The following is a 24451-nucleotide window of genomic DNA, read 5'->3' on the forward strand; positions in this document are numbered from 1 at the left end:
ATAGCTTCATTTTAATTCTTAGTTTTATAAACTTCTAAAGCTCTTGATAATTGATCTGGACAGGAGGTATCTTTTGAACCGCACTGGATTCCTTTTAGTCTTGATATAACTTCATTGATATCCATGCCTTCTACTAAACTAGAAATACCTAGTAGATTACCGTCGCAACCGCCTATAAAGCTTACATTTTTTATTTTATTTTCAACTACGTCAAAGTTAATTTCTTTTGAGCAAACTCCTAAAGTAACATATTTCATTTATTATTTCCTCCTATGCAAACTTACATACTATTTGATAATACTGTAATAAGGTTAATATTTCAATATTATCAAATGATTATTTTAAAATTGAATAGATGATTTTGCAATAATTAAAAATGTTTAACTAATTATGAAGTTTACTAGCTATTATTTCTTTAACCACAGTAGGAAGTTTTTCTTGTTCTTCTTTAGATAAATTTTTAGTTTCAATAGGAGGATGAATAAATAACTCTACATTAGCAGCCTTAATTCTATTGTTATTAGCTTCCATAAGTTTATAGGAACCATTTATAGTTATAGGTACAATAGGTGCATTAGATTTAGTTGCTAGTTTAAAGCTACCAGCTTTAAATTCACCTAGAGGACCACCCTTACTTCTAGTACCTTCTGGGAATATAACTAGTGAATGACCAGCTTTAATTATTTTTACCCCTTCAATTATAGCAGTAGCAGATTTTCTAAGATTACTTCTATCCATAAATACACAGTGAATATATTGCATCCAGGTTCTAACTATAGGTATTTTTAAAGTTTCAACTTTAGCAATAAAACCTTTTGGTTTATTAATATAACTCATTAATAGTGGAATATCAAAATTTCCTTGATGATTACTAATAAACACTACGGGAATATTAGATGGAATATTATCTTCACCATAAACAGATACTGTTGCTCCGCTATATTTAAGCTGCGACATAGCCCACTTTGAGGTTACTTTATGTATATAAGCTTCCATTTCTTCAGTTTTTCCGTGTTTCTCTAAAGAATTAACTTTATACATTGGTCCAATTTTGGTCAAAAGACTAATGGCAAAATGACCAAACCAAATAATTGTTTTAAACATAATAAATCCTCCATTATAATAACGTATATTAGTAATTATAGTACAGAGTATTAATTTAATAAAGAATAAAAAACCTCATATTAAGGTAATTGTAAAGTTTTAGTTTATTATTTAGTAAAAGTTTAAACAATTTATATGAAGAAAGTGGTATAATCCAATATAAGATAATATAGAAAGGGTGATATCTATGACTTTAAAAGATATAGACATAAAAAATAAATTTAAAAATCTTGAATTAGAGCAATTAGAAAAACATAATGAAAAATTATCTTCAGCATTAGTTGCTGGTGTAGTTATTGCTGCTATTGGAATTGGATACAAGGTAACTAGAACTATTATGAAGGTAAAAGGTAAAAAATAGTGTAACTTAGTGTCTATAAAATTTAAATTTAAAGCTTATAGGAGGTGAATTAAATGTATGAGATATTAAAGGAGATGGAAAAAGAATTAATAGATTTAGAATCTATTAATTTAAAGGATTTGAAAGAGGAAAATACAGCAATAATAGTTGTTGATATGGTTAGGGGTTTTTATGATGTAGGACCTTTGGCGTCTTCTAGGGTGAAGAATATAATAAGCCCTTTAGTGAAGCTAAATGATAAAACTACAGGTTATAAAAAAATATTCTTTATAGATTGTCATGAAGAAAACTCTAGTGAGTTTAATGCATATCCACCTCACTGTATAGCTAATACAGTAGAATCACAGTTAATAGAAGAACTAAAGGTCTATACAAAGAATAATAGAATTATAAAGAAGAATAGCACTAATGGATTTCATGCTAAAGAATTTCAACAATGGCTTAAAGAAAATTCTAGCATCAATAACTTTATAGTTACAGGTGTTTGCACAGATATATGTGTAGAAACCTTAGCCATATCCTTAAAAACCTATTTCAATGAATTTAATGAAGAAAAAAGTATAATAGTTCCTATGAACTTAGTAGAAACTTATGATTTAGGAATACATAATGGAGATTTGATGAATTTAATAAGTCTATACAAGATGAAAATAAATGGTATAAATATAGTTAAGTATATAGAATAATAAAAATGAGTGGACAATTCCACTCATTTTTACTTACAAATAAGTATCAAACCATTGAAGAGCTTCAGAAACTATAGCCTCTGTTATATAATGGTTTAGTCTGTCGTAGGTTTTCATATCTACTAAATCTTTATTTTGGTAGTGATCTTTTATTGCATTAAAGAAAGCAATCTCACTTTTAATTGGCACTAAAGCATCCTTATCCCCGTGAAGTAAAAGAAGAGGAGTATTATTAAAATTATTAATATTATTTATAGGGCTATATAAAGATAGTTCATTTAAGCTTTTATCTATATAATCCTTATTATCTTTATACTGATCCCCAATTATTTCTAAAGTCGCTTCGACCCAAGCCCCAGAGCTATTCATAATTACTCCAGCCTTAATGCATTTATTATGAGCAATGATACCAGAAGTAATCATTCCTCCCATGGAATGACCAGATACTCCAATTCTATGTTCATCTATATTGTAGTTAGATTTAATATAATCAAGAATAAAACTGAATTCCTTTACAGAGGATAACACCGTTGGCCAAAACTTAGTTAATCCACTTTCACCTTGCCAATAATCTATGGTTCCACGCTCACCATGATTTATTGAATCAGGTATAACCACCATATATCCATTGCAAGCTAAGAAACTCCCTAGGTTTTTATGAACATCCTTATTAGAACTCCAGCCATGATAAAAGAATATTACAGGAAGTTTTTCAGTAAAATTTTTAGGATATATTATTAGAGTAGATATATTTTCAATATATACTTTTTTAAAATTGATTAAATTATTAATCCACATTGTCTTACCTCCTTTAAGATTCCCCAATTATATTATACATAAATTATTATAATTTTAAAAGATAATTACCATTACTATTGAATAGGCTAATATTAAAAATTAAAGAAAACAGACCATATTGAATTGATAAAATATGATCTGCTTTTCTTTAAAATAAATATAACTAAATATTAGAAATTATTTTAGAATATGAAGTGAGCAATAATTGAAATTATAGGAAGAGTTATTAAAGTTCTTTCTATAAATATTATGAACAATTCTTTTATATTAACAGGTATTTTAGAACCTAGCAATAAAGCTCCAACTTCGGAAAGATATATAAGCTGGGTTATAGATGTTGCAGCTATAATAAATCTTGTCATATCACTTTGAATTCCACCTGACATTATAGATGGTAATAGCATGTCTGCGAATCCAGCTACTAATGTGCTAGAAGCTGTTGCAGCTTCTGGAATTTGAAGAAGTTTTAAAATTGGTATAAAGGGTAAACCAAGAATTTGAAATAATGGTGTATATTCTGCTAACATTAGTGCTATAGTTCCTACAGCCATAACTACAGGGATTACTCCAAACCACATATCTACAACATTTAATGTTCCTTTAGTAAATACATCTTTTTTTAAGGATGAAGATTTAGCTTTATCTATAGCTTTTTCTAACCCGAATTTAAAAGGCGTATACCCTTCAGGAAGAAGGTCTTCCATAGATTTATTTGTATTATTATAGTATATATCCTTTTTCATTGATAGTGGAGGTAATTTAGGTACTAATATTGCAGCTACTAAACCAGCAAAGGTAACTGATAGATAGAAGGGTAAAAACATATGACTAAGCCCAACGGTATCAATTACAACTATGCTAAAGGTTATTGAAACTAAAGAGAAGGTTGTACCAATTACACAGGCCTCTCTTTCAGTATAATACCCATCAACATATTGTTTACTTGTTAAAAGAACACCAATAGTACCATCTCCAAGCCAAGAAGCAATACAATCTATTGCAGCTGAACCAGGAAGATTAAAAATTGGTCTCATTATTTTTACTAGGAGGGAGCCTACAAATTCTAAAAGTCCGAAATTAAGAAGAAGAGGTAGAAATAATCCAGCAAATAAAAATACTGAAAAGAGTATAGGAAGTAAATCAGATAAAATCATTCCTCCTGTATTTTCTGACCAAATTGCTTTAGGACCTATTTGAAACATTGTACATATTATGAATATTCCACCTAAGACTCTGATAATAAACCAAATATTATTTACATTGAAAAGAGAATTTAAAAAATTATTTTTAACAATAAATTTAGGCTTTAATGCTTTAGTTACTATTGTAAAAAATGCGGTTACAACTATTATTGTTGTTATTATGTATGGAAGTGATTGGCCAAGAGCTTCTTGAACATAGGTTGATAAGGTTGCAACAGGTATAACTACTTCTTCTCCTTTGGTAATTGGGATCATAAATAAGAAGATACCTAAAGAAGAGAATATAAGAAATTTAATTACAGCTAATATATATGAATAATCTTTATTATTTGCTGAAATAGACACTTTATTGCTTTTGCTTTCCATTTATATGCATCCTTTCTGTAACGAATTTATGTATAATTATACATAAATTTTCCCTATAATGCAACATAATTATACATAAATATTGTATTTAACTTTAAAAAAATATAATGTTTTTCAAGGAAATGTAAAAATATATAGATATTTGTACTATGACATTTGATTGATAATATATTATTTTTAAACTGAACTTACATAAGAGAGTTATATGAAAAGTTATTTACTAATTTATTTTTAGCTATAGGAATTAATAATTATTAATGAGTTAACTGCATAAAAATAATAAGTGTAAGTAATAATTATACTTATTATTACTACTTACACTTATCTAAAGGTAAATACTTAGTTAGGGTTATATTGAAAGGTAGCACATAAGGTTTCTTCACTAGTAGATGAGGTATAACCAGAAATATCAATAGAGTTCGCAGTGCATTTGAGTTTTTTATTATAAATACATTGTTCTGCATTACAATTTACATTAGAATAAGGAGTATTTATACTTATAGAGTTTGTTAATGCACTTGATTTGTTTATAAAGTTTTCACAATTTGTACCATCAGGTTGATAGGTATTGGAACCCCCAATGGTTATCTGATTTAAATTACAGTAGTTGGAATTATTATGTATACAGTTGTGAACTGAACATTGAAGTAAAACCATTTTATCTCCTCCGAAAATAATTTTACTTTAGTATACCTAATTATTCTATTTTTTATACAAAATCATAAACTTCTTAAAATCTTCCTCACTAAGAAACATATCTCCAATGCTACCGTGTTTAGTATCATCCTTAGAAATTCCATGAAAATCAGAACCACAAGTTATTATCATATCCCTTGATTTAGCTAAGGATATAAATTCATCGGTTTCTCTTTTAAAGTTTTGATAATACAGTGCCTCAATACCATGAAAATCATAATTTAATATATTTTTAATAGGTGTTTTTTTAATAAGTTTAGGATGTGCTAGAATTACAATGCAATTATACTTTTTAAGAAGTTCAATTCCTTCTGGTATGGATATATGTTTATTAGGAACATAGGCAGGGCTATCATTTCCTATAAATTTGTCAAAAATATGTTGAAAATCAAAGGGGTATCCAGCATTTACTATGGCTTGTGCTATGTGAGGTCTAGCTATAACACCATTACCAATTTTTAAAACATCATCTACATTTATTTTAATGTTAAAGTATTTATCTAGATTTTTAACTATAGATGAGGCTCTAGTTTCCCTGTTTCTCTTTAAATTATTAAGAAATTTAATTAAGGTTTCATCTTTATAATCATTTCCTTTAAAATATCCTAAGATATGTATGCTTTCTCCATTGTGATTACAGCTTAACTCTATTCCAGGAATAAAATTAAGGGAAATTTCATTAGCTTTATTTAAAGCTTCGCTAATACCTTCAGTGGTATCGTGATCTGTTATAGATAAAAGTTCAACATTTTTATTTTTAGCCATTTCAACTACTTGAGAAGGGGAGAACCTCCCATCAGATGCAGTTGTATGACAGTGAAACTCTGCTATAATATTCATAAATATCTCCTTCCTTTGTATAGTAAATAGATATAATAATATAGATTTATTATATCTTAAGTGTAGTATTATTTATACTATATAAGTTGAAAGAAAATTCTATAGATATTACTCTATTACATCATAAAAATAATTGTCATAATTGAAATAAAGTTATATAATAAAGTCACAATGAAAAATACTTAATAAATTTAAAGGAGATAAAAATGAAAGGTGAAACAAGAAAAAGAATTGCAACATTAGATAATAGAATAAATACTACAAAGCTTGTAAAATTATATATCCTACATTATTTAATATATGAAAATAATGAGGAATATGGATTGGAAATAGTGAATTATATAAATAAAAACTTTACTAAAGTTTCTAATGGGTTGGTGTATCCACTTCTTAGAGATTTGGAGGAAAATTTATATCTTACAGCTAAATGGGAAGATTTTGATAGAAAAAATAAACGTTTATATAAAATTACCGATGAAGGTATAGAACACTATAAAAAAATAAAGGTAGATTATTTTCATGCCATAGAATATAATATTTCTATTTATAATAATGTTTTAAATCAAATTTATAAGAAACAATAGACAAGTTTTATAGCATTATTCAAAGATGGCTCATTCCTATTATTAATCACATATGTAATATTAAAGAATATTATATATGAAGAGATTAATTAATGGGAGGATTTTAATTATGTATAAGATAACCTTAGACCCTGGACATGGTGGAAGCGATCCAGGAGGCGTTTATGGTGATCTAATAGAAAAAGACATTACACTAACTATAGCTATAGAATGTGAGAAAGAGCTACTTAGACATGGGATAAAAGTTCAAATGACAAGAGATGCTGATAAATATCTAGGACTTTCTCAAAGAACTACTATGGCAAATAATAATATGTCAGATTATTTTATTTCTATCCATTGTAATGTAGGTGGAGGAGATAGAGGTGAAATAATTTATTCTATATATAATGGTAAAGGGTTGGAGCTTACAAAAAAAATTTGTAATGAAATTATGAATATTGGTCAGAATCAAGTTAAAATTTATAATCGAATGAATAAAAGTGGAAGAGATTATTTTCCTTTAATAAGAGACACTATTATGGATGCAATTATTATCAAGTGTGCTTTTATAGATAATGAAGAAGATAATAAGATAATTAGTACTATTGAAAATCAAAAGAAATTTGGAAAAGCTATAGCGAAAGGTATTCTTTCTCAACTAGATATTGAGTGTACTGACATGGATTAATTTAACAATATTTATTTTGATAGTTTCAAAAATATATATATTAAACGAGCAATTATAAATGAAGAAAATATTAGACCCATTAGTAGATTAATTCTAATGGGTCTAATATTATTTTATACTTTTTATATAAATACTAAGTATATCCTCATAGGTTAATGGATAGGGATGATTTTTAAGTTTTGCTTTATTGGAATTCATGTAAGAAGTATAATTTTTTAATTCATCAAGGGTTATTTTCAAATCCTTTGAAAATAATTCATCTATAAAGTTTCCAAACTCATCTACATTTGAGAAGTTCAATAAATATATGATTTTATCCACTTTATCCTTAGAATTATTTGCGTATATTTTAAGATATTCTTTTAAAAGAATTCCATTAGCCTTACCATGAGGTACATTATGATAATAAGTTAATGAATATCCCATTCCATGAGGAATAGATGTGCCGCTTTGTGAAATTACCATACCAGCAATAGAAGATGCTATTAATAAATTTTCACGTATTTTAAAGGGAATATTTTCTGAAGATATATATGAAATACATTCACTAAATATCTTTAAACCACTTTCTGCAAGAGCATTGCTAAAGCAGTTAGAATTAGTAGATAAATACCCTTCTATTAAATGTGAAAGTGCATCTATAGAAGTATTTATTGTTACATTTTTAGGTGTATCCATCAAGTAAGTAGCATCTAAAAAAGATACTACAGGAAAAATTTTAGGGCAAATACCTCTTTTATTTTTAATGTTATGATCTGTTAATATAGAGTAAGGTGTAGTTTCGGTTCCAGTTCCAGCAGTGGTAGGAACTGCAACGATTGGAAGAGAATTAAGAGCGGAATTTGTAAATAAATCTTCAATAGTGGCTTGTGAATTAAAAAGAAGAACTCCGGCAGCTTTAGATGCATCTATAGGTGAACCTCCACCTATTCCAATAATAAAATCGATACCTTTATCTTGGGCGAATAATTTTATTTTAATAATTGTTTCTGTAGATGGATTTTCTTCTACATCATCAAATATATGATAATCTATATTGTTTTCTTTTAAGGAATTTACCACATGGTTTAAAGAACCATTAGTTTTAGAAGAATGTTTACCAGTTACTATTAAAGCAGTACTTCCTAAAGAATTCATTATACTACCGTGATTTGCTATTGCGTTTTCTTCACATATAATCTTTGTTGGCATAAAAAATATTGGATTACTCAAAATTTTATTCCTCCTTAAAGTTAATTGTAATATTAAAATTTTATCTTATATTTTAATATAGCATCTATTACAAGTTTTCTCAATTCATTAGAAGGATAACTTTATTATAAATTTTTATCTGTAAGATCTATTATTATTGAATATTTAAATTAATTTTGAAAATAATAGTTAATAGGGAGGTGAGCTTTATGGCTAAGAATAAGCAAAACAAACCTAAGAAGTCTTCCAATAAGGTGAATGGTGAACTAACTTCTATGAATGACAAATCAAATGACAGTAGAAATTCTAAAACAGGATATATGGAACAGCAACCTAATTCTCACTTAAATCAATTTAAATAAGTCTAGGTTATACTTAAACCGGTAACACTACAAAATATTAATATGTAGAGTTATCGGTTTATTGTTTAGTTGGATTGATTTTTTTGTTAATAAAAATTATAATTCTTTTTATTAGAGTTATGAAGGGAAGTTTAAGATGGAAGAGAGATTACAAAAATATATGGCTAGATGTGGTGTTGCTTCTAGAAGAAAATGTGAAGAAATAATATTATCTAACAGAGTTAAAGTTGATGGGATTATAGTAAAGGAATTAGGAACAAAAATTGACTCTAGAGTTAATGAAGTTAGAGTAGATGACAAAGTAATAAAACCAGAAGAAAAAAAGATATATATAGCACTTAATAAGCCTACAGGATATATATCATCTGTAAAGGATGATAGAGGTAGAAAAACTTTATTGGATATTGTAAAAGTAGATGAAAGGATATATCCTATTGGAAGGTTGGATTATGATACTTCTGGATTAATTCTTCTAACTAATGATGGTGAAGTTTATAACAATGTAATGCACCCAAGAGTTTCTATTAATAAAACTTATATAGCTATAGTAAAAGGAATAATCAATGATGATGAAATACATAAATTTGAAAAAGGAATTGATATTGGGGATTATATTACTGCACCAGGAAGATGTGAAGTGTTAAAAAAATATAAAAATAGTTGTGAAGTTGCTATAACTATCCATGAGGGGAAAAATAGGCAAGTGAGAAGAATGTGTGAAGCAATTGGACATCCAGTTGTAAGTTTGAAGAGAGTTTCAATTGGTGAAATAAAATTAGATACAGGGTTAAAAGAAGGTCAATGGAGATACCTAAGTGAAATAGAAATACAATACCTAAAGAATGGAGGAGATAAAAATGTTTAAATACTTAGGAAATATAACAGATCTATCTCACTATATAATTGAAAATTTTGTGGTGGATAAAAATATAGCGGTAGATGAGACTCTTGGGAATGGTGGAGATTGTGATTTTCTAAGTGAGAGCTTTAAAAAAGTTTATGCATTTGATATTCAATCAGTAGCAATAGAAGAATATAAGAAAAAGAACAAAGATAATGTAAAACTCATTTGTGATTCTCATGAAAATATAGAAAAACATATAACTGAAGAAATAGATGTAGCCATATATAATTTAGGTTTTCTACCCGGTGGTGACAAATCAATAACTACGGAGGCTGAATCTACACTAAAAAGTATTAAAGAAACTTTAAAAATATTAAAAAATGGAGGTTTTGCCATTGTATCAGTATACATTGGTCATAATGAAGGTCTTCGTGAAAGTGAACAGATACTAAAATATGCAAGTTCTCTACCAAAAAATAAGTATGGAGTAATGATTCATAAAGTTATAAATAGGAGTGAAAGGGCTCCATATTTATTAGTCATTGAAAAGAAGTGATTGCTCTAAAACAGTGATTTTACAATACTTAATACAGAAACTTAAACTATGTTATAAGTTTATAATTATCTCTTATATAGGAAAAAATTCATAAAATTAATAATCATAGAAGTTTTATGTTGAAGGATAATCCATACTGTGTTAATATGAAGTATATAATTCATTTTTCAGTAAAATGAATTATATACTTTATAATCTTTTAAAAGGAGTTAAGTGATGGAGAATAATAATACTGATTTAATGAGAATGATACAAACTAAGTTTTCAAGGTTAAGTAAAGGGCAGAAGCTCATAGCTGAATATATTTTAAAGCATTATGATAAAGCAGCATTTATGACTGCTGCGAAGCTAGGAGCAAGCGTTGGTGTAAGTGAATCAACAGTAGTTAGATTTGCTAACCAATTAGGTTATGAAGGATATCCTGAACTCCAGAAGGCGCTACAAGAACTTATAAAAAACAAACTTACCACAGCTCAAAGAATAGAATTATCTAATGATTTTATTATTCCTAATAACGCTTTAAAAGGAGTATTAAAATCAGATATAGAAAATATTAGAGCAACAATGGAAAAAATAAATTATGAGGCTTTCGAAAGTACAGTTAATAGTATTTTAAACTCTAAGAAAATTTATATTGTAGGATTAAGAAGTTCCGCTGCATTGGCAGACTTTTTAGGATTTTATTTAAATTTAATATTAGACAATGTAAAAATCGTATCTTACGGGATGAGTGATATTTTTGAACAGATGCTAACATTAGGTGAAGGAGACTGTGTCATTGGTATAGGTTTCCCACGTTATGCTATGAGAACTGTTGAAACCCTTAATTATGCAAAGTCAAGGGGAGCTGATGTTGTTGCAATTACAGATAGCGTTTTATCTCCGTTAGCAACTAAAGCTGATTATGTACTAATAGCTGAAAGTAATATGGCTTCCTTTGTTGATTCTTTAGTGGCACCACTAAGTGTTATTAATGCTCTTATTATAGCTGTAGGATTAAAGGAAAAGGACAAAATATCTAAAACCTTCACAGAACTTGAGCAAGTATGGCAAGAATATCAAATTTATTCCTACAAAACAAATAAAGATATTAACAAGTTTTAATTTTTATGTCTAAATTTTTATAAAATTATGTTGATTTATATACAAAAGTATTCTATTATGTAAATAAAGGCATGTAATCGTTTTTAGTATTTGCAATAAATCTGTTAAAATGTTTTTAAAAAAGAAGGAAAAAAAGCAAATACATAGAATATATATTACATGTAAAGATTTACTTCAGTGTGTTATCATACAAAAAGTAAATTATATAAATAATTTTGTTTAAATTTTAGGAGGTATTGATACTATGGATACTAAAGCTTATATTGAGCAAGTATTAGAAAACGTGAAAAAAAGAAACAGCGCTGAACCAGAATTTATACAAGCTGTTGAAGAGGTTTTAAACTCTATAGGGCCTGTACTTGATAAGCACCCAGAATATGTAGAGTCTAACTTATTAGAAAGATTCTGTGAGCCTGAAAGACAAATAATGTTTAAAGTATCTTGGAAAGATGACAATGGTAAAACTCAAGTAAATAGAGGATTTAGAGTACAATTTAATGGAGCTATAGGACCTTACAAAGGTGGATTAAGATTCCATCCATCTGTTTACTTAGGAATTATCAAGTTCCTAGGATTTGAACAAATTCTTAAAAATGCATTAACTGGACTTCCAATAGGTGGAGGTAAAGGTGGTTCAGACTTTGATCCAAGAGGCAAGTCTGATGCTGAAATCATGAGATTCTGTCAAGCGTTTATGACTGAATTACAAAGACACATCGGACCAGATGTGGACGTTCCAGCTGGAGATATCGGTGTAGGTGGAAGAGAAATCGGATACTTATATGGTCAATATAGAAGAATTAGAGGAGCTTTCGAAAATGGAGTTTTAACTGGAAAAGGTTTAACTTATGGTGGAAGCTTAGTAAGACCAGAAGCAACAGGATTTGGAGTTACTTATTTCTGTGAAGAAATGCTTAAACATGAAGGAACTGACTTCAAAGGAAAAACAGTTGCAGTTTCAGGTTTCGGTAACGTTGCTTGGGGAGCATGCCAAAAAGTTGCTGATTTAGGTGGTAAAGTTGTTACTTTATCTGGACCAGATGGTTATATCTATGATAAAGATGGAATAACTACTCCAGAGAAAATTAATTACTTAGTTGAAATGAGAAATTCAGGTAGAGATAAAGTTCAAGATTATGCTGATAAATTTGGATGCGAATTCTTCCCAGGACAAAAACCTTGGGGTGTTAAAGTTGACATCATAATGCCTTGCGCAACTCAAAACGATATTCATATAGAACATGCAAAACAAATCGTTGCTAATGGCATTAAATTTGTATGTGAAGCTGCAAATATGCCATGTACAAACGAAGCAGTTGAATACTTCTTAGCTAATGGATTAATAGTTGGACCTGCTAAAGCTGCTAATGCTGGTGGAGTTGCCACTTCTGCATTAGAAATGGCACAAAACAGTATGAGAATATCTTGGACAGCTGAAGAGGTGGATCAAAAACTTCATCAAATAATGGTAACAATTCATAAAAATGCTATGGATGCAGCTGAACAATGTGGATTTGGATACAACTTAGTTGCTGGTGCTAACATTGCTGGATTTATGAAAGTTGCTGAAGCAATGCATGCTCAAGGAGATATTTAATATTAAATTAAAATAGTTTTAATATTAAAGGAGGGAATTTTTAAATTCTCTCCTTTTTCATGTGATATGACAAGGATTTTAGTTTTAAATGTAATTTATTATAATTAAACTCTACTAATAAACGTAGAATAAAATTTTAGTTAACAAAATAAATTCATTGAATAATTAGGAATTTTATATTAAATTATAATATAGGAATATATTTAAAATAAAACAGAAGAGATGGTGATTTTTTGGCACAAGTAGTAGTTGTAGGTGGAGGTCCAGCTGGAATGATGGCTGCAATAGCAGCAAGTAAAAACAATAAGGTTATATTAATAGAAAAGAATAATAAACTTGGCAAAAAACTGTTTATTACTGGGAAAGGTAGATGTAATGTAACTAATAATAAGGATATTAGTGAGTTTTTTGATTATATTCCAACTAATCCTCATTTTCTATATAGTGCTCTTTATACATTTACCAATGAGGATACTATTAAGTTTTTTAATGAAAGAGGAGTTGAACTTAAAGTAGAGAGAGGGGATAGAGTTTTTCCTAATTCAGATAAATCTTCAGATATTATAAAAGCCTTTGAAAAAACTTTAATGGAGAAAAATATTGAAATTAAACTTGGAATTGCTGTAAAAGAATTAAAAGTTGAAAATAATAAGATTACTTCAGTAATCCTTGATAATGATGATTATATAGAATGTGATAATGTAATCTTAGCTACTGGCGGGGCTTCATATCCTCAAACTGGATCTAATGGTGATGGGTTTAGATTTTGCAAAAGTTTGGGTCATAATGTAGTGTCTATAAAACCGTCCTTAGTACCAATTGAAATTAATGAAGCTTGGGTAAAAGACCTTCAAGGTTTATCACTAAGAAATGTACAACTTACATTATTAGATAAGAACAATAAAATTATTTTTAAAGATCAAGGTGAAATGTTATTTACTCACTTTGGAATTTCTGGTCCATTATGTCTTAGTGCAAGCAGTTTAATAAAACCAGGTGAAAAGTATAAGATTGTATTAAATCTTAAGCCTGCACTTAGCGAAAAAGAGTTAGATTTAAGAATACAAAAGGATTTTTTTAAGTATAATAATAAGGACTTTAAGAATGCATTAAATGATTTATTTCCACAAAAATTAATTCCTATTATGATTAATTTAAGTAAAATACCAGAAAATCAAAAGGTAAATAGTATTACAAAAGAACAACGTAAGTTTTTTCTAAATCTTATTTCAAATCTTACAATGGATGTAAGAGGATTAAGGTCTATAGAAGAAGCAATAGTTACATCTGGAGGCATTGATACAAAAGAAATTGATCCGTCTACAATGAAATCCAAGGTGGTTTCTAACCTAAGTTTTGCTGGAGAAGTAATAGATGTAGATGCTTATACGGGAGGCTATAATGTACAGATTGCTATTTCTACAGGTTTTATAGCAGGAAGTAAGATATAAATATACAAGTAAAGTTATTATTGAGAAATTTATAGTTTAAAAACATCTATTTAAATTATAGATTGATAGTAACTATATAACTGAGGAGTGAAACTATGAAAATATCAATAGCTATTGATGGTCCTGCTGGAGCAGGAAAAAGTACTATAGCTAAATTAATAGGAGAAAAATATAACTTAATGTACATAAATACTGGATCTATGTACAGAGCAGTTACTTTATTTGCAATGAGAAAGGGTGTTGAACCTAATCAAGTAGGTGATTTATGTGAACTTATAGATACTTTGAAGATGTATTTTGATAATGATAACCTATTTGTTAATGATATAGATGTGACTGATGAGTTAAGGAGTATTGAAGTTACTAATAATGTGTCGAGATATGCATCTATACTAGAGGTTAGACAAAAGCTAGTTGAAATGCAGCAAGAAATAGCTAAAAATTACAATGTAATCATGGATGGTAGGGATATAGGCACAGTAGTACTTAAAAATGCATCCTTAAAAATATTCTTGACAGCTAGGGCAGAAGAAAGAGCTAAACGTAGGTATGATGAGCTTATAGCCAAGAATGTAAAAGTAGATTATAATAATATATTAGAAGATATAAAAAAAAGAGATTACATTGATTCAAATAGAGAAGTAGATCCTTTAAGAAAAGCTGAAGATGCAATAGAGATTGATACTTCTACTATGGGTATAAATGAAGTAGTAGATGCCATATCTAAGTACATATCATATATAAATGTAGATAAATAGTCATGTGTAATATAAAATAATTTGTTTTATAGTAAATGGTATTAGAGGTGAGGATAATATGTCTGAAGTAACTCTTGCAAATAAAGCAGGTTTTTGTTTTGGAGTAAAAAGAGCAGTTGAAGAGACTATAAGATTGAGAGAAAAATATAATAAGGATATATACACATTAGGGCCATTAATCCATAATAATGATGTTGTGAAAAGCTTAGAGGAAAAAGGTATTCATTCTATAACTCTAGAAGAAGCATATAATCTTAAAAAAAATGATGTTGTAGTAATAAGATCTCATGGTGTTGGCAAAAATGTATTTGACCATTTAAGAAAGAATAATGTTATAATAGAAAATGGGACTTGTCCATATGTGAGAAATATACAACAAAAAGTTGAGGAGTATTATAACAAAGGATATAATATAATTATTGTTGGTGATGATAAGCATCCAGAGGTCATAGGGATTAATGGGTGGTGTAATGATACAGCTATTATATCTAAGGATGGAGAAAACATAGATGCAATTAAGAGCAAGGTATGTGTAGTTTCCCAAACTACAGAAAAGCAAAGTAATTGGGAAAAGGTTTTGAACAGGATAATATCATTAGCTAAAGAAATAGTAGCTTTTAACACTATATGTAATGCCACAGAAGAAAGACAGGAATCAGCGAATAAACTTTCTAAAGAGGTTGATTTAATGATAGTTTTAGGCGGATATAATAGTTCAAATACTACAAAGCTTTATGAAATTTGCAAAAAAAATTGTGAAAATACTTATCATGTAGAAAAAGTAGATTCTTCACTTTTAAATATGATAGGGAATGAAAATATAAATAAAATTGGAATTACTGCTGGGGCGTCAACTCCAGAGTACGTAATTGAGGAGGCTATTAGTAAAATGAAAAAACAAAACGATATAAGTCAAGAGGATATGGACCTTTATGATAAATATTTTAAGGATACTAGCAACATATCTGTAGGAAGTATTTTAGAAGGTGAAGTATTTAAAGTAAATGAAAAAGAAGCATATTTAACTATAGGTACAAAAACTGAGGCTATAGTAACAGCAGAGGAATACTCTAGAGACAATGAAACTCCTTTAAATCAACAAATTAAAGTAGGAGATGTTATTAAAGCAAAAGTAATAAACAGAAAAAATTCTGATGGATTAGTTGTATTATCAAGAACTGAGGTTTTAAGAGCTGAACAACAACAAGTGTTAAAGGCTGCTTTTGATAATGGAGAGATAATAAATGTTCAAGTTAAACAAGAAGTAAAAGGTGGACTTGTAGCTTTATTTGAAGGAGAAAGAGTATTTATACCAGCATCTCATATAGAATTAAGTAGAGTTAGTGATTTGTCTAAGTATATAGGACAAAATTTTGATATAAAACTTATAGAGTATTCTAGAGAAAGAAATAGAGTTAAAATAGTTGGTTCAAGAAGAGAACTTTTAGAGAAGGAGAATGAAGTTAAAAAGGCTACTACATGGGCTTCTTTAGAAAAGGGAATGGTAGTTGAAGGTGAAGTTAAAAGATTAACTGCTTTTGGAGCTTTTGTAGAAATTAATGGTATAGATGGTTTATTACACAGTTCAGAAATGTCTTGGAATAAAGTTAATAACCCATCAAAATTATTTAAAGTTGGTCAGATTATTAAAGTTGGTGTTTTAGAAGTTGATAGAGAAAATAACAAATTAGCTTTAAGTGTTAAAATGTTAAGTGAAAATCCATGGAATAATATTAATGAAAAATATCCAACAGGAAATGTTGTTGCTGGAAAAGTAGTAAGATTTGCACCATTTGGAGCATTTGTTGAATTAGAAGAAGGTATAGATGGATTAGTCCACATATCTCAAATTTCTAATGAGAGAGTTGAAAAAATTGAAGATGTTTTAAAAATTGGAGAGATCGTAAAAGCTGTTATAACTCAAGTAGATGCTGAAGGAAAGAAAATTGGACTTAGCATTAAAGATTTAGAGGCATAAAAATTTTTAGAAGATACACTATACTGGTGTATCTTCTATTTTAAATTAAAATAAATATACTAAAAATGGTTATATTATTTAAATTTGGATTATAATATATATATAGATTCAAAAGTATGAGGTAGATGGATTTATGTATAAATTAGAAACATTAAATAATTCAAATTTAAATTTTATAAATGAGTTTGATATTACTAATGAGTATAAAGAAGAACTCATAGAGATTTGTACAAATAAGAATATATTTAAAAAACTCCTTTTGGGAAAAAACATCAAGTATATAAAATCTCAACAAAAATATATAGGGTTTTTATGGTATAGTAAACTTCAATATCAAGTATATAAAATACACTGTATAAAGTTTATTCCAGAATATAGTACTTTTGAGTATTATAAAGAAGTTTTTAAGTTTTTCAATAGTTGTAATTCAATTATAATCAGTGAAAATAATAACTTGAATACAACTTTATTGATTAAACTAGGATTTAGTGTAGAAAGAGCTATTATTGAAATGGAAAGAGATATAAATTCCTATGAAGAACAGAATAATGATGAAAATATTTCTTTTGAAACCTTTAAAGAAGGTAAAGATGAAAAATATAGGTGTTTAATTCAGAATAAAGTTTTTGATTCAGCTAATAGACAGTCTATAAATAAAGAGGATATTATATATGAAAAATATCAAAATTATTATATTCCAGAAGGATGTATTTTTATTAAACATAAAGGAGTTCATGTAGGGTATGGACAATTAATAAAAAAAGATTCAAAAATTTATATAGCTAACTTTGGAATTTTACCGGAATATAGAGGCAAAGGTTATGGAAAGAAGCTACTAAAATATATAGTAAATATAGCTCATGATCTTGGAAATAGTAAAATATATCTTAAATGTGATAAAAAAAATATAGAAGCTGTAAATTTATATATAGGTGAAAGGTTTAAAACAATTGATACTTACCATGAGTATAAGAAAGATAATATAGATTCATTTTAATATAATAATTAATATAGTAAATATAGAACTATACTTTATAATTATTAAGAACAAATATAATAAAAAAGAAATTAAGTCATGAAACTTAATTTCTTTTTTTGATTACTATTTTTCAATTTTTACATATTCAGCTAAAGCTCTTTCTAATATGTCCATTGCATCAGCTAGAGCTTCAGTATTTAAACAGTAAGATAATCTTATTTCATCCATACCAAGACCCTCTGTTGCATAGAAACCTTCTGCAGGTGCAACCATAACAGTTTTATTATTATAGTTATAGTCTGTAAGTAACCATTTTGCAAAATCCTCACCACTTTTTATTGGAAGCTTTGCTACAATATAAAATGCTCCAGTAGGTTTTTTGCATATAACACCTGGCATTTTTGAAAGCTTTTCAAACAGAATGTTTCTTCTTGATTCATATTCTTTTTTAACGTTAATAAAGTATTCTTTAGGAGTATTGATTAAATTTGCTGCTGCTAGTTGTTCTATAGTTGGAACACATAGTCTAACTTGACACATTTTCATAATTTGACTTATAAGTTCTTTATTCTTAGAAGCTACTAAACCAATTCTTGCACCACATGCACTATAGCGCTTAGATATACTATCTATTAAAATTACTCTATCTTTAATATCTTCCATATAAAGAGCAGAAGTGTATTTTAATCCATCATAAACAAATTCTCTATATACTTCATCTGCAATAAGGAATAGGTTATTCTCTTTACATATATCAGCAAGCATTCTTATTTCATTTTCAGTGTAAACAACTCCAGTTGGATTTCCAGGGTTAGAAACCATGATTGCTCTAGTTTTAGGAGTTATTTTAGATATTATAACATCCTTTGCTGGTAGATGGAATCCTTCTTCTGCTTTAGTTATAAAAGGTACCACTTTTACGCCAGCACCTTGTGCAAATCCTGCATAATTGGTATAGAAAGGCTCTGGTATAATTACTTCATCGTCTACATCACAAATTGCTGTTAATGCTAAAGAAATAGCTTCAGAACCTCCATTAGTAATAAGAATTTCATTAGATTCAAAATCTATATCCCATTCTTTATAGTATTTAATAAAACTATTAATTGCTTCATCTATTCCTTGAGATTGAGCATATTTAAGTACATCATCTTTATAGTTATTAATTCCTTCCATGAATTCCTTTGGAGTTTCAATATCAGGTTGACCAATATTTAAATGATATATTTTTACTCCTTTACGTGCAGCTTCAGCTCCATATGGTGCTAGTTTTCTAATCGGTGAATATCCCATAGCCAGTATTCTTTTTGAAAATTCCATTTTAACTCCTCCTAAAATAATATGAATAAATATTTAAGTTTATTTATTTTCATTATTGTACTAGTATACATTACATATTGTTTCTATTTTGTATAATATTTATGAAGAACTTTACCTAATCTTTTTATTCCTTCTACGATTTTATCTTCTGGCATATTAGAGTAATTTAATCTAAAGAAATTTTTCTTTCCACCATTAGGGAAGAAAGAAGCACCAGGTACATAGGCTACATTCTCTTTTAGAGCATCTTCCATAATAGAAGCAGAATCTAAATCTTTTCTTAATTCAACCCAAGTAAACAACCCTCCTGAAGGATAAGTGTATTTAACGTCTTCAGGGAAATATTTTTTCATGCTATCTATCATTAAGTCACGTCTAACTCTATAAACTTCAATTATGCTCTTTATATGATCATCTAAACTGTAAATTTTCATGTATTCTCCTGCGATAACTTGAGCAAAAGTATTACATTGTAAGTCTGCGCCTTGCTTAATTAAAATATACTTTTTAATTATTTCTTCTTCTGCTAATATCCATCCAAGTCTTAGTCCAGGACAGAAAGTTTTAGAGAAAGTACCTAGATTAATTACATAACCAGCTTTATCAAAGGATTTAATTGAAGGAAGACTTTCTCCCTCAAATCTTAAATCTCCATAGGGACTATCTTCAATTAAAGGTATTTCATACTTAGCAGCTAGTTCAGATAAGCGTTTTCTTCTTTCGATATTCATTGTAATTCCACTTGGATTTTGAAAATCTGGAATAGTATAAATCATTTTTATATTGTGGTTTTCGTTTTCTAATGCTTTTTCTAATTCCTCTACAATCATACCATTTTCATCCATTGGTATTTCTAAGAATTTAGGACCATAAGCCATAAATGCATTTAAAGCGCCAAGATAGCTTGGACTTTCACATGCAATAGTGTCTCCTTCATTTATGAAAAGCTTTGCAGAAAACTCTAAACCTTGCTGAGAACCATTAGTTAGCATAACATTTGAAGTATCGCATTTTACTCCTGTAGGCGCTATTCTTTCTTTTACAATTATTTCTCTCAAAGGCATGTAACCATCAGTAGAAGCATATTGTAGAGCTATTTGGCCTTTTTCTTTTATAACCTTTGATGCTACTTCGTTTAGTTTATCTAAAGGAAATAATTCAGGTGCTGGTAATCCACCTGCAAAAGAAATGATTTCTGGCTTTTCAGTCAATTTCAAAAGTTCTCTTATTTCAGACGCTTTTAAATTTGAAGTCCTATTCGCATAACGTATATTCATATATACACCCCCCCATAATTATGTTTTAAAATTAATTATACTATTCATCTTATGTACCATGATTTTATTATAACTTATTTGCATGTTTTTTCAAGATATTTTAATATAGTGGAAAGAGTAATAAAATAAATCTTAAAAATACTTGTTATTTGAGTGAAGAAGTAGTATAATGACTTAAAGAATAAATTAAATAATTAAATATTTCTTTAAATCAGTCCAGAGAGGCTGGCAAGAAGGTAGATATAATTACAGGACACACTATATTTATGTATATAACTTCTTGCGAAAGTAAGAAGTTTTTTTATTTATATACCTTTTAATCAGTACTGAGATACTGAAAGGGGAGAAAGAAATTTCTCCTAATATTAAAAATATTAAGGAGGCTTTATATGTCAGAAATAACATTAAAAAAAGAAGCAGAAGAAACATTGGCAAAGAGATCTATTAAGGAAGAGACTAAAAGAATGGTACTTGCTATGCAGCATTTAATTGCTATGTTTGGTGCAACGGTTCTAGTACCTGTACTTACAGGACTTGACCCTTCAGTTGCTCTTGTTGCCGCAGGATGTGGTACTTTGATATTTCACCTTTGTACGAAAGGAAAAGTTCCAGTATTCCTTGGTTCTTCCTTCGCATTTATACCGGTAATAATAGCTGCGGGAGAATTAAATGGCGGAGATTTAGCATATGCACAAGGCGGATTGTTAGTTGCAGGTTTTATTTATGTAATAATTTCATTTCTTGTTAAGAAAATTGGTGTAACCACTATAAAAAGACTCCTTCCAGCCCAAGTGGTAGGACCTATGATAATAACTATAGGATTAAACCTTGTACCTACAGCTATAGGAATGGCTAGTGAAAATTTTATTATAGCAGGGATAACTTTAGCTATAGCATTATCCATTAACTTATTTGGGAAAGGTTTTTCAAAACAGTTAGCTATACTTATTGCAGTATCATCAGGGTATATACTTTCATTAATTTTTAATATAGTAGATACTAGCATAATATCTAAATCAGCATATATAGCGGTACCTAGCTTCACACTGCCTAAATTTGATATGGCATCTATACTCGTAATTGCACCAGTGGTGTTAGCAGTACTAATGGAGCATGTTGGTGATATTACTACAAATGGGCAAGTAGTTGGTAAAAACTTCATTGAAGATCCCGGTCTTAATAGAACTTTATTAGGAGATGGACTTGCAACTATGTTTTCTGCATTTATTGGAGGGCCAGCCAATACAACTTATGGAGAGAATACTGGAGTTTTAGCATTAACAAAGAACTATGATCCATCAATAATAAGAATTACAGCAATATTTGCTATAGTCCTAGGTTTTGTAGCTAAATTAGGAGGATTACTATTATCTATACCTAGTGCTGTTATGGGTGGTATTAGTATCATGTTATTTGGAATGATTTCATTAATAGGATTTAAAACTATTAAAAATGGAGATGTAACTTTTGATTGGAAAAACATTGTAGTAATAGCTACTATAATAATAATTGGTCTTGGTACTACTAATTTAGAAAAATACACTGGTATATCAATTGGAATTCCAGTTGGTGCATCTGTTAAAATAACAGGCGTAAGCTTAGCAGCTCTTGTAGGGGTTATATTAAATATGATTTTAAATTTTAAAAGTGAAAAAGAAGAAAATAGAAATGAATATGTAGCTTAACTATGCATTCATTGAAATACCACTTAATACAAAGATTATGTATTAGGTGGTATTTTTTTACATCTGATGATATAATATAATAAAATATAACATGGGGGTGTGACAATGAAAAAAGTTAAAGTTGAAGATGCTATTGGGATGGTGGTGGCCCACGATTTAACTAAGATCGTACCGGGGGAATTCAAGGGTGCTGCTTTTAAAAAAGGACATATAATAGAAGTAAAAGATATAGAAGAGTTGAAGTTTATAGGGAAAAATCACGTTTATATTATTGAAATGAATTCAGAAATGCTTCATGAAGACCAAGCAGCTTTAGAGTTAGGACAAGCAATTGGAGGAGAAAATACCTACATTAAATCACCTAGTGAGGGAAAAGTAAATATTTTAGCTGCTCGGGATGGGCTTTTGAAAATTAACACTAGTTTGTTATATGAAATTAATTATATTAAAGACATTGTAGTAAGTACATTACACAATAATACTGTTGTAGAAAAGGATACAATTGTTTCTGCTACAAAAGTAACACCGTTAGTTGTAGAAAAAAGATATATCAATCAAGTTAAGGATATATTAAGAAATGTATCAGGGATTATAGACATAATACCTTTTAAAGTTCAGAAGGTAGGAATCGTTATTACTGGTACGGAAATTTATGAAGGCATCATTACTGATAAATTTGCTCCAATACTTAAGGAAAAGGTTAGTAATTACAAAGCTATTGTTGAAGATGTCATATTTGTTCCAGATGACTTAGAAAAAACAACTAATGCTATAGAGATATTTAAGTCTAGAGGATGCAGTTTAATAATATGCAGTGGGGGAATGTCAGTAGATGCAGATGATTTAACACCTGTAGCTATTGAAAAAGTAGCTTCAGAGATAATTACCTATGGATCTCCAGTAATACCAGGAGCTATGTTTATGTTAGCATATAGTGATGATATAACTTATGTGGGGATTCCAGCTTGTGGAATGTTCTCTAAAATAACTGTATTTGATGTTTTACTTCCTAGGATAATGGCAAAGGATAAAATTAGTAAAAGAGAAATAAATGAGTTATCTCACGGAGGGCTTTGCTTAAAATGTAATATATGTCATTATCCAATTTGTCCATTTGGGAAATAGGGAGGTATTTTATATGAGTATTACTTTACTTGAAGAAGTGAATGAGCAAGTGAAGAATGGGAATTTTGTAGCTCTTTCTATAATTACTAAGGCTTGTGGATCTTCACCTAGGGGAGAAGGTACCATAATGGGAGTTCTAAGAGATGGTACTGTAATTGGTACTATAGGTGGAGGTGCAGTTGAAGATGAAATTATAAAATCTAGTATAGAGGCTATAGAAACACAAAGGAGTGGTAGATATGAATATAGTTTGAATGAAGCTAATAAAGAGCTTAATATGGTTTGTGGAGGAAACATTGAAGTATATATAAAAGTATTAATGCCTAAGCGTAAACTTCTTATAGTTGGTGGGGGACATATTGCATTGCCACTACATTTTATAGCTAATGTATTAGGATATGATATTGTAGTTTTTGAGGATAGGGAAGAATATTGTAATTGGGAAAGATTTAAATTAGCTGATGAGCTTTTACTAGGAGATATTAAAGAAAATTTAAAAAAATATCCTATAAATAATCAATGCAGTATAGTAATTATAACTAGGGGACATTTCCATGACTATGAAGCTTTAAAAACTATTATAGATACTGAAGCAAATTATATTGGTATGATAGGAAGTAAAGTTAAGATAAAAAAAACTATATATAAATTATTAGATGAAGGATTTAACAAAGATTTGTTGAATAAAGTATATGCACCTATTGGTATAGATTTAGGTGGTGAAAGACCAGAAGATATAGCATTATCTATAATGGCAGAAATTTCATTAGTTGTAAATAATGGAAAACTAGCCCATAAAAAATTACAATAATATATAGAGAGATAAAAATTTATCTTGAATTATTGTAATATAATCAATATATTCATAATATTTTAATTATATAAGGGTTAATTTTCTTTCTAAAAAGTAAAGTATG

25 protein-coding genes are annotated in these 24451 nt (G+C 28.6%); 16 read left to right on the forward strand and 9 right to left on the reverse strand.

Going from position 1 to position 24451, the window contains the following annotated elements; translation table 11 throughout:
• Positions 1 to 11: 11 nt before the first annotated feature.
• Together B3Z56_RS11295 and B3Z56_RS11300 are read right to left on the reverse strand one after the other, a co-directional pair.
• On the reverse strand, positions 12 to 257 hold the full coding sequence (locus B3Z56_RS11295) for a TIGR03905 family TSCPD domain-containing protein (RefSeq protein WP_346848078.1): 246 nt from the start codon (positions 255 to 257) through the stop codon (positions 12 to 14).
• Between the two features lie 127 nt (positions 258 to 384).
• Positions 385 to 1104 (reverse strand): lysophospholipid acyltransferase family protein, encoded by a 720-nt coding sequence (locus B3Z56_RS11300; RefSeq protein ID WP_346848079.1) that lies wholly within the window; start codon positions 1102 to 1104, stop codon positions 385 to 387.
• Between the two features lie 187 nt (positions 1105 to 1291).
• On the opposite strand from B3Z56_RS11300, the gene B3Z56_RS11305 reads away from it, so the two are divergent.
• Complete coding sequence (locus B3Z56_RS11305) at positions 1292 to 1465, forward strand: hypothetical protein (RefSeq protein ID WP_156964330.1); 174 nt, start codon at positions 1292 to 1294, stop codon at positions 1463 to 1465.
• 53 nt (positions 1466 to 1518) lie between these two features.
• A complete protein-coding gene (locus B3Z56_RS11310) occupies positions 1519 to 2151 on the forward strand; it encodes an isochorismatase family cysteine hydrolase (RefSeq protein WP_346848080.1) in 633 nt (210 codons plus the stop codon).
• Between the two features lie 33 nt (positions 2152 to 2184).
• Here the strand turns inward: B3Z56_RS11310 and B3Z56_RS11315 are convergent, their stop codons facing one another.
• From B3Z56_RS11315 to B3Z56_RS11330, 4 genes are all read right to left on the reverse strand, one after another.
• Positions 2185 to 2949, reverse strand: coding sequence for an alpha/beta hydrolase family protein (locus tag B3Z56_RS11315; protein ID WP_346848081.1), 765 nt, complete (start codon positions 2947 to 2949; stop codon positions 2185 to 2187).
• Between the two features lie 182 nt (positions 2950 to 3131).
• On the reverse strand, positions 3132 to 4496 hold the full coding sequence (locus tag B3Z56_RS11320; RefSeq protein ID WP_414632884.1) for a YjiH family protein: 1365 nt from the start codon (positions 4494 to 4496) through the stop codon (positions 3132 to 3134).
• Between the two features lie 360 nt (positions 4497 to 4856).
• Positions 4857 to 5174: a DUF1540 domain-containing protein gene (locus B3Z56_RS11325; protein ID WP_346848083.1), complete on the reverse strand. Its 318-nt coding sequence runs from the start codon at positions 5172 to 5174 to the stop codon at positions 4857 to 4859.
• Between the two features lie 45 nt (positions 5175 to 5219).
• Positions 5220 to 6053: a PHP domain-containing protein gene (locus B3Z56_RS11330; RefSeq protein WP_346848084.1), complete on the reverse strand. Its 834-nt coding sequence runs from the start codon at positions 6051 to 6053 to the stop codon at positions 5220 to 5222.
• Positions 6054 to 6259: 206 nt separating this feature from the next.
• Here B3Z56_RS11330 and B3Z56_RS11335 point away from each other — a divergent pair, with 206 nt between their 5' ends.
• On the forward strand, positions 6260 to 6637 hold the full coding sequence (locus tag B3Z56_RS11335; RefSeq protein WP_346848085.1) for a PadR family transcriptional regulator: 378 nt from the start codon (positions 6260 to 6262) through the stop codon (positions 6635 to 6637).
• A gap of 109 nt (positions 6638 to 6746) precedes the next feature.
• The gene (locus B3Z56_RS11340) at positions 6747 to 7307 is read left to right on the forward strand and encodes an N-acetylmuramoyl-L-alanine amidase (protein WP_346848086.1); all 561 of its coding nucleotides are present in this window, start codon (positions 6747 to 6749) and stop codon (positions 7305 to 7307) included.
• A 108-nt stretch (positions 7308 to 7415) separates the two neighbouring features.
• Here the strand turns inward: B3Z56_RS11340 and B3Z56_RS11345 are convergent, their stop codons facing one another.
• The gene (locus B3Z56_RS11345; RefSeq protein WP_346848087.1) at positions 7416 to 8519 is read right to left on the reverse strand and encodes an iron-containing alcohol dehydrogenase family protein; all 1104 of its coding nucleotides are present in this window, start codon (positions 8517 to 8519) and stop codon (positions 7416 to 7418) included.
• A gap of 188 nt (positions 8520 to 8707) precedes the next feature.
• On the opposite strand from B3Z56_RS11345, the gene B3Z56_RS11350 reads away from it, so the two are divergent.
• The 9 genes from B3Z56_RS11350 (at position 8708) to B3Z56_RS11390 (ending at position 18145) form a co-directional block, all read left to right on the forward strand.
• Positions 8708 to 8860 carry a hypothetical protein gene (locus tag B3Z56_RS11350; protein WP_156964331.1) on the forward strand — a complete coding sequence of 51 codons (153 nt, stop codon included), beginning with the start codon at positions 8708 to 8710 and terminating at the stop codon, positions 8858 to 8860.
• Between the two features lie 136 nt (positions 8861 to 8996).
• Positions 8997 to 9725 carry a pseudouridine synthase gene (locus tag B3Z56_RS11355; RefSeq protein WP_346848088.1) on the forward strand — a complete coding sequence of 243 codons (729 nt, stop codon included), beginning with the start codon at positions 8997 to 8999 and terminating at the stop codon, positions 9723 to 9725.
• Positions 9718 to 10260 (forward strand): class I SAM-dependent methyltransferase, encoded by a 543-nt coding sequence (locus B3Z56_RS11360; protein WP_346876177.1) that lies wholly within the window; start codon positions 9718 to 9720, stop codon positions 10258 to 10260. The genes B3Z56_RS11355 and B3Z56_RS11360 overlap by 8 nt, the downstream gene beginning before the upstream one ends.
• A gap of 216 nt (positions 10261 to 10476) precedes the next feature.
• Complete coding sequence (locus tag B3Z56_RS11365; protein ID WP_035132970.1) at positions 10477 to 11364, forward strand: MurR/RpiR family transcriptional regulator; 888 nt, start codon at positions 10477 to 10479, stop codon at positions 11362 to 11364.
• A gap of 244 nt (positions 11365 to 11608) precedes the next feature.
• Positions 11609 to 12961 (forward strand): NADP-specific glutamate dehydrogenase, encoded by a 1353-nt coding sequence (gdhA, locus tag B3Z56_RS11370; RefSeq protein ID WP_207656739.1) that lies wholly within the window; start codon positions 11609 to 11611, stop codon positions 12959 to 12961.
• 233 nt (positions 12962 to 13194) lie between these two features.
• The gene (locus B3Z56_RS11375; RefSeq protein ID WP_346878799.1) at positions 13195 to 14412 is read left to right on the forward strand and encodes an NAD(P)/FAD-dependent oxidoreductase; all 1218 of its coding nucleotides are present in this window, start codon (positions 13195 to 13197) and stop codon (positions 14410 to 14412) included.
• Between the two features lie 95 nt (positions 14413 to 14507).
• Entirely contained in the window at positions 14508 to 15170 is a 663-nt protein-coding gene (gene cmk / locus B3Z56_RS11380) for a (d)CMP kinase (protein ID WP_346848091.1), read from the forward strand.
• 58 nt (positions 15171 to 15228) lie between these two features.
• Positions 15229 to 17148, forward strand: a complete 1920-nt coding sequence (locus tag B3Z56_RS11385) for a bifunctional 4-hydroxy-3-methylbut-2-enyl diphosphate reductase/30S ribosomal protein S1 (protein ID WP_150844231.1) — start codon at positions 15229 to 15231, stop codon at positions 17146 to 17148.
• Between the two features lie 133 nt (positions 17149 to 17281).
• A complete protein-coding gene (locus B3Z56_RS11390; RefSeq protein ID WP_346848092.1) occupies positions 17282 to 18145 on the forward strand; it encodes a GNAT family N-acetyltransferase in 864 nt (287 codons plus the stop codon).
• Positions 18146 to 18250: 105 nt separating this feature from the next.
• On the opposite strand, the gene B3Z56_RS11395 is transcribed toward B3Z56_RS11390, so the two are convergent.
• Together B3Z56_RS11395 and B3Z56_RS11400 are read right to left on the reverse strand one after the other, a co-directional pair.
• Positions 18251 to 19447: a pyridoxal phosphate-dependent aminotransferase gene (locus B3Z56_RS11395; RefSeq protein WP_346848093.1), complete on the reverse strand. Its 1197-nt coding sequence runs from the start codon at positions 19445 to 19447 to the stop codon at positions 18251 to 18253.
• Positions 19448 to 19530: 83 nt separating this feature from the next.
• Positions 19531 to 20724 (reverse strand): PLP-dependent aminotransferase family protein, encoded by a 1194-nt coding sequence (locus B3Z56_RS11400; RefSeq protein WP_346878800.1) that lies wholly within the window; start codon positions 20722 to 20724, stop codon positions 19531 to 19533.
• A gap of 389 nt (positions 20725 to 21113) precedes the next feature.
• Here B3Z56_RS11400 and B3Z56_RS11405 point away from each other — a divergent pair, with 389 nt between their 5' ends.
• From B3Z56_RS11405 to B3Z56_RS11415, 3 genes are all read left to right on the forward strand, one after another.
• Positions 21114 to 22409, forward strand: coding sequence for a uracil-xanthine permease family protein (locus B3Z56_RS11405; protein WP_346848095.1), 1296 nt, complete (start codon positions 21114 to 21116; stop codon positions 22407 to 22409).
• Positions 22410 to 22514: 105 nt separating this feature from the next.
• On the forward strand, positions 22515 to 23534 hold the full coding sequence (locus B3Z56_RS11410) for a molybdopterin-binding protein (protein WP_346848096.1): 1020 nt from the start codon (positions 22515 to 22517) through the stop codon (positions 23532 to 23534).
• Between the two features lie 13 nt (positions 23535 to 23547).
• The gene (locus B3Z56_RS11415; protein ID WP_346848097.1) at positions 23548 to 24345 is read left to right on the forward strand and encodes an XdhC family protein; all 798 of its coding nucleotides are present in this window, start codon (positions 23548 to 23550) and stop codon (positions 24343 to 24345) included.
• Positions 24346 to 24451: the final 106 nt, after the last annotated feature.

This window comes from Clostridium sp. UBA7791 (assembly GCF_002480755.1).
Classification (GTDB): domain Bacteria; phylum Bacillota; class Clostridia; order Clostridiales; family Clostridiaceae; genus Clostridium_J; species Clostridium_J sulfidigenes.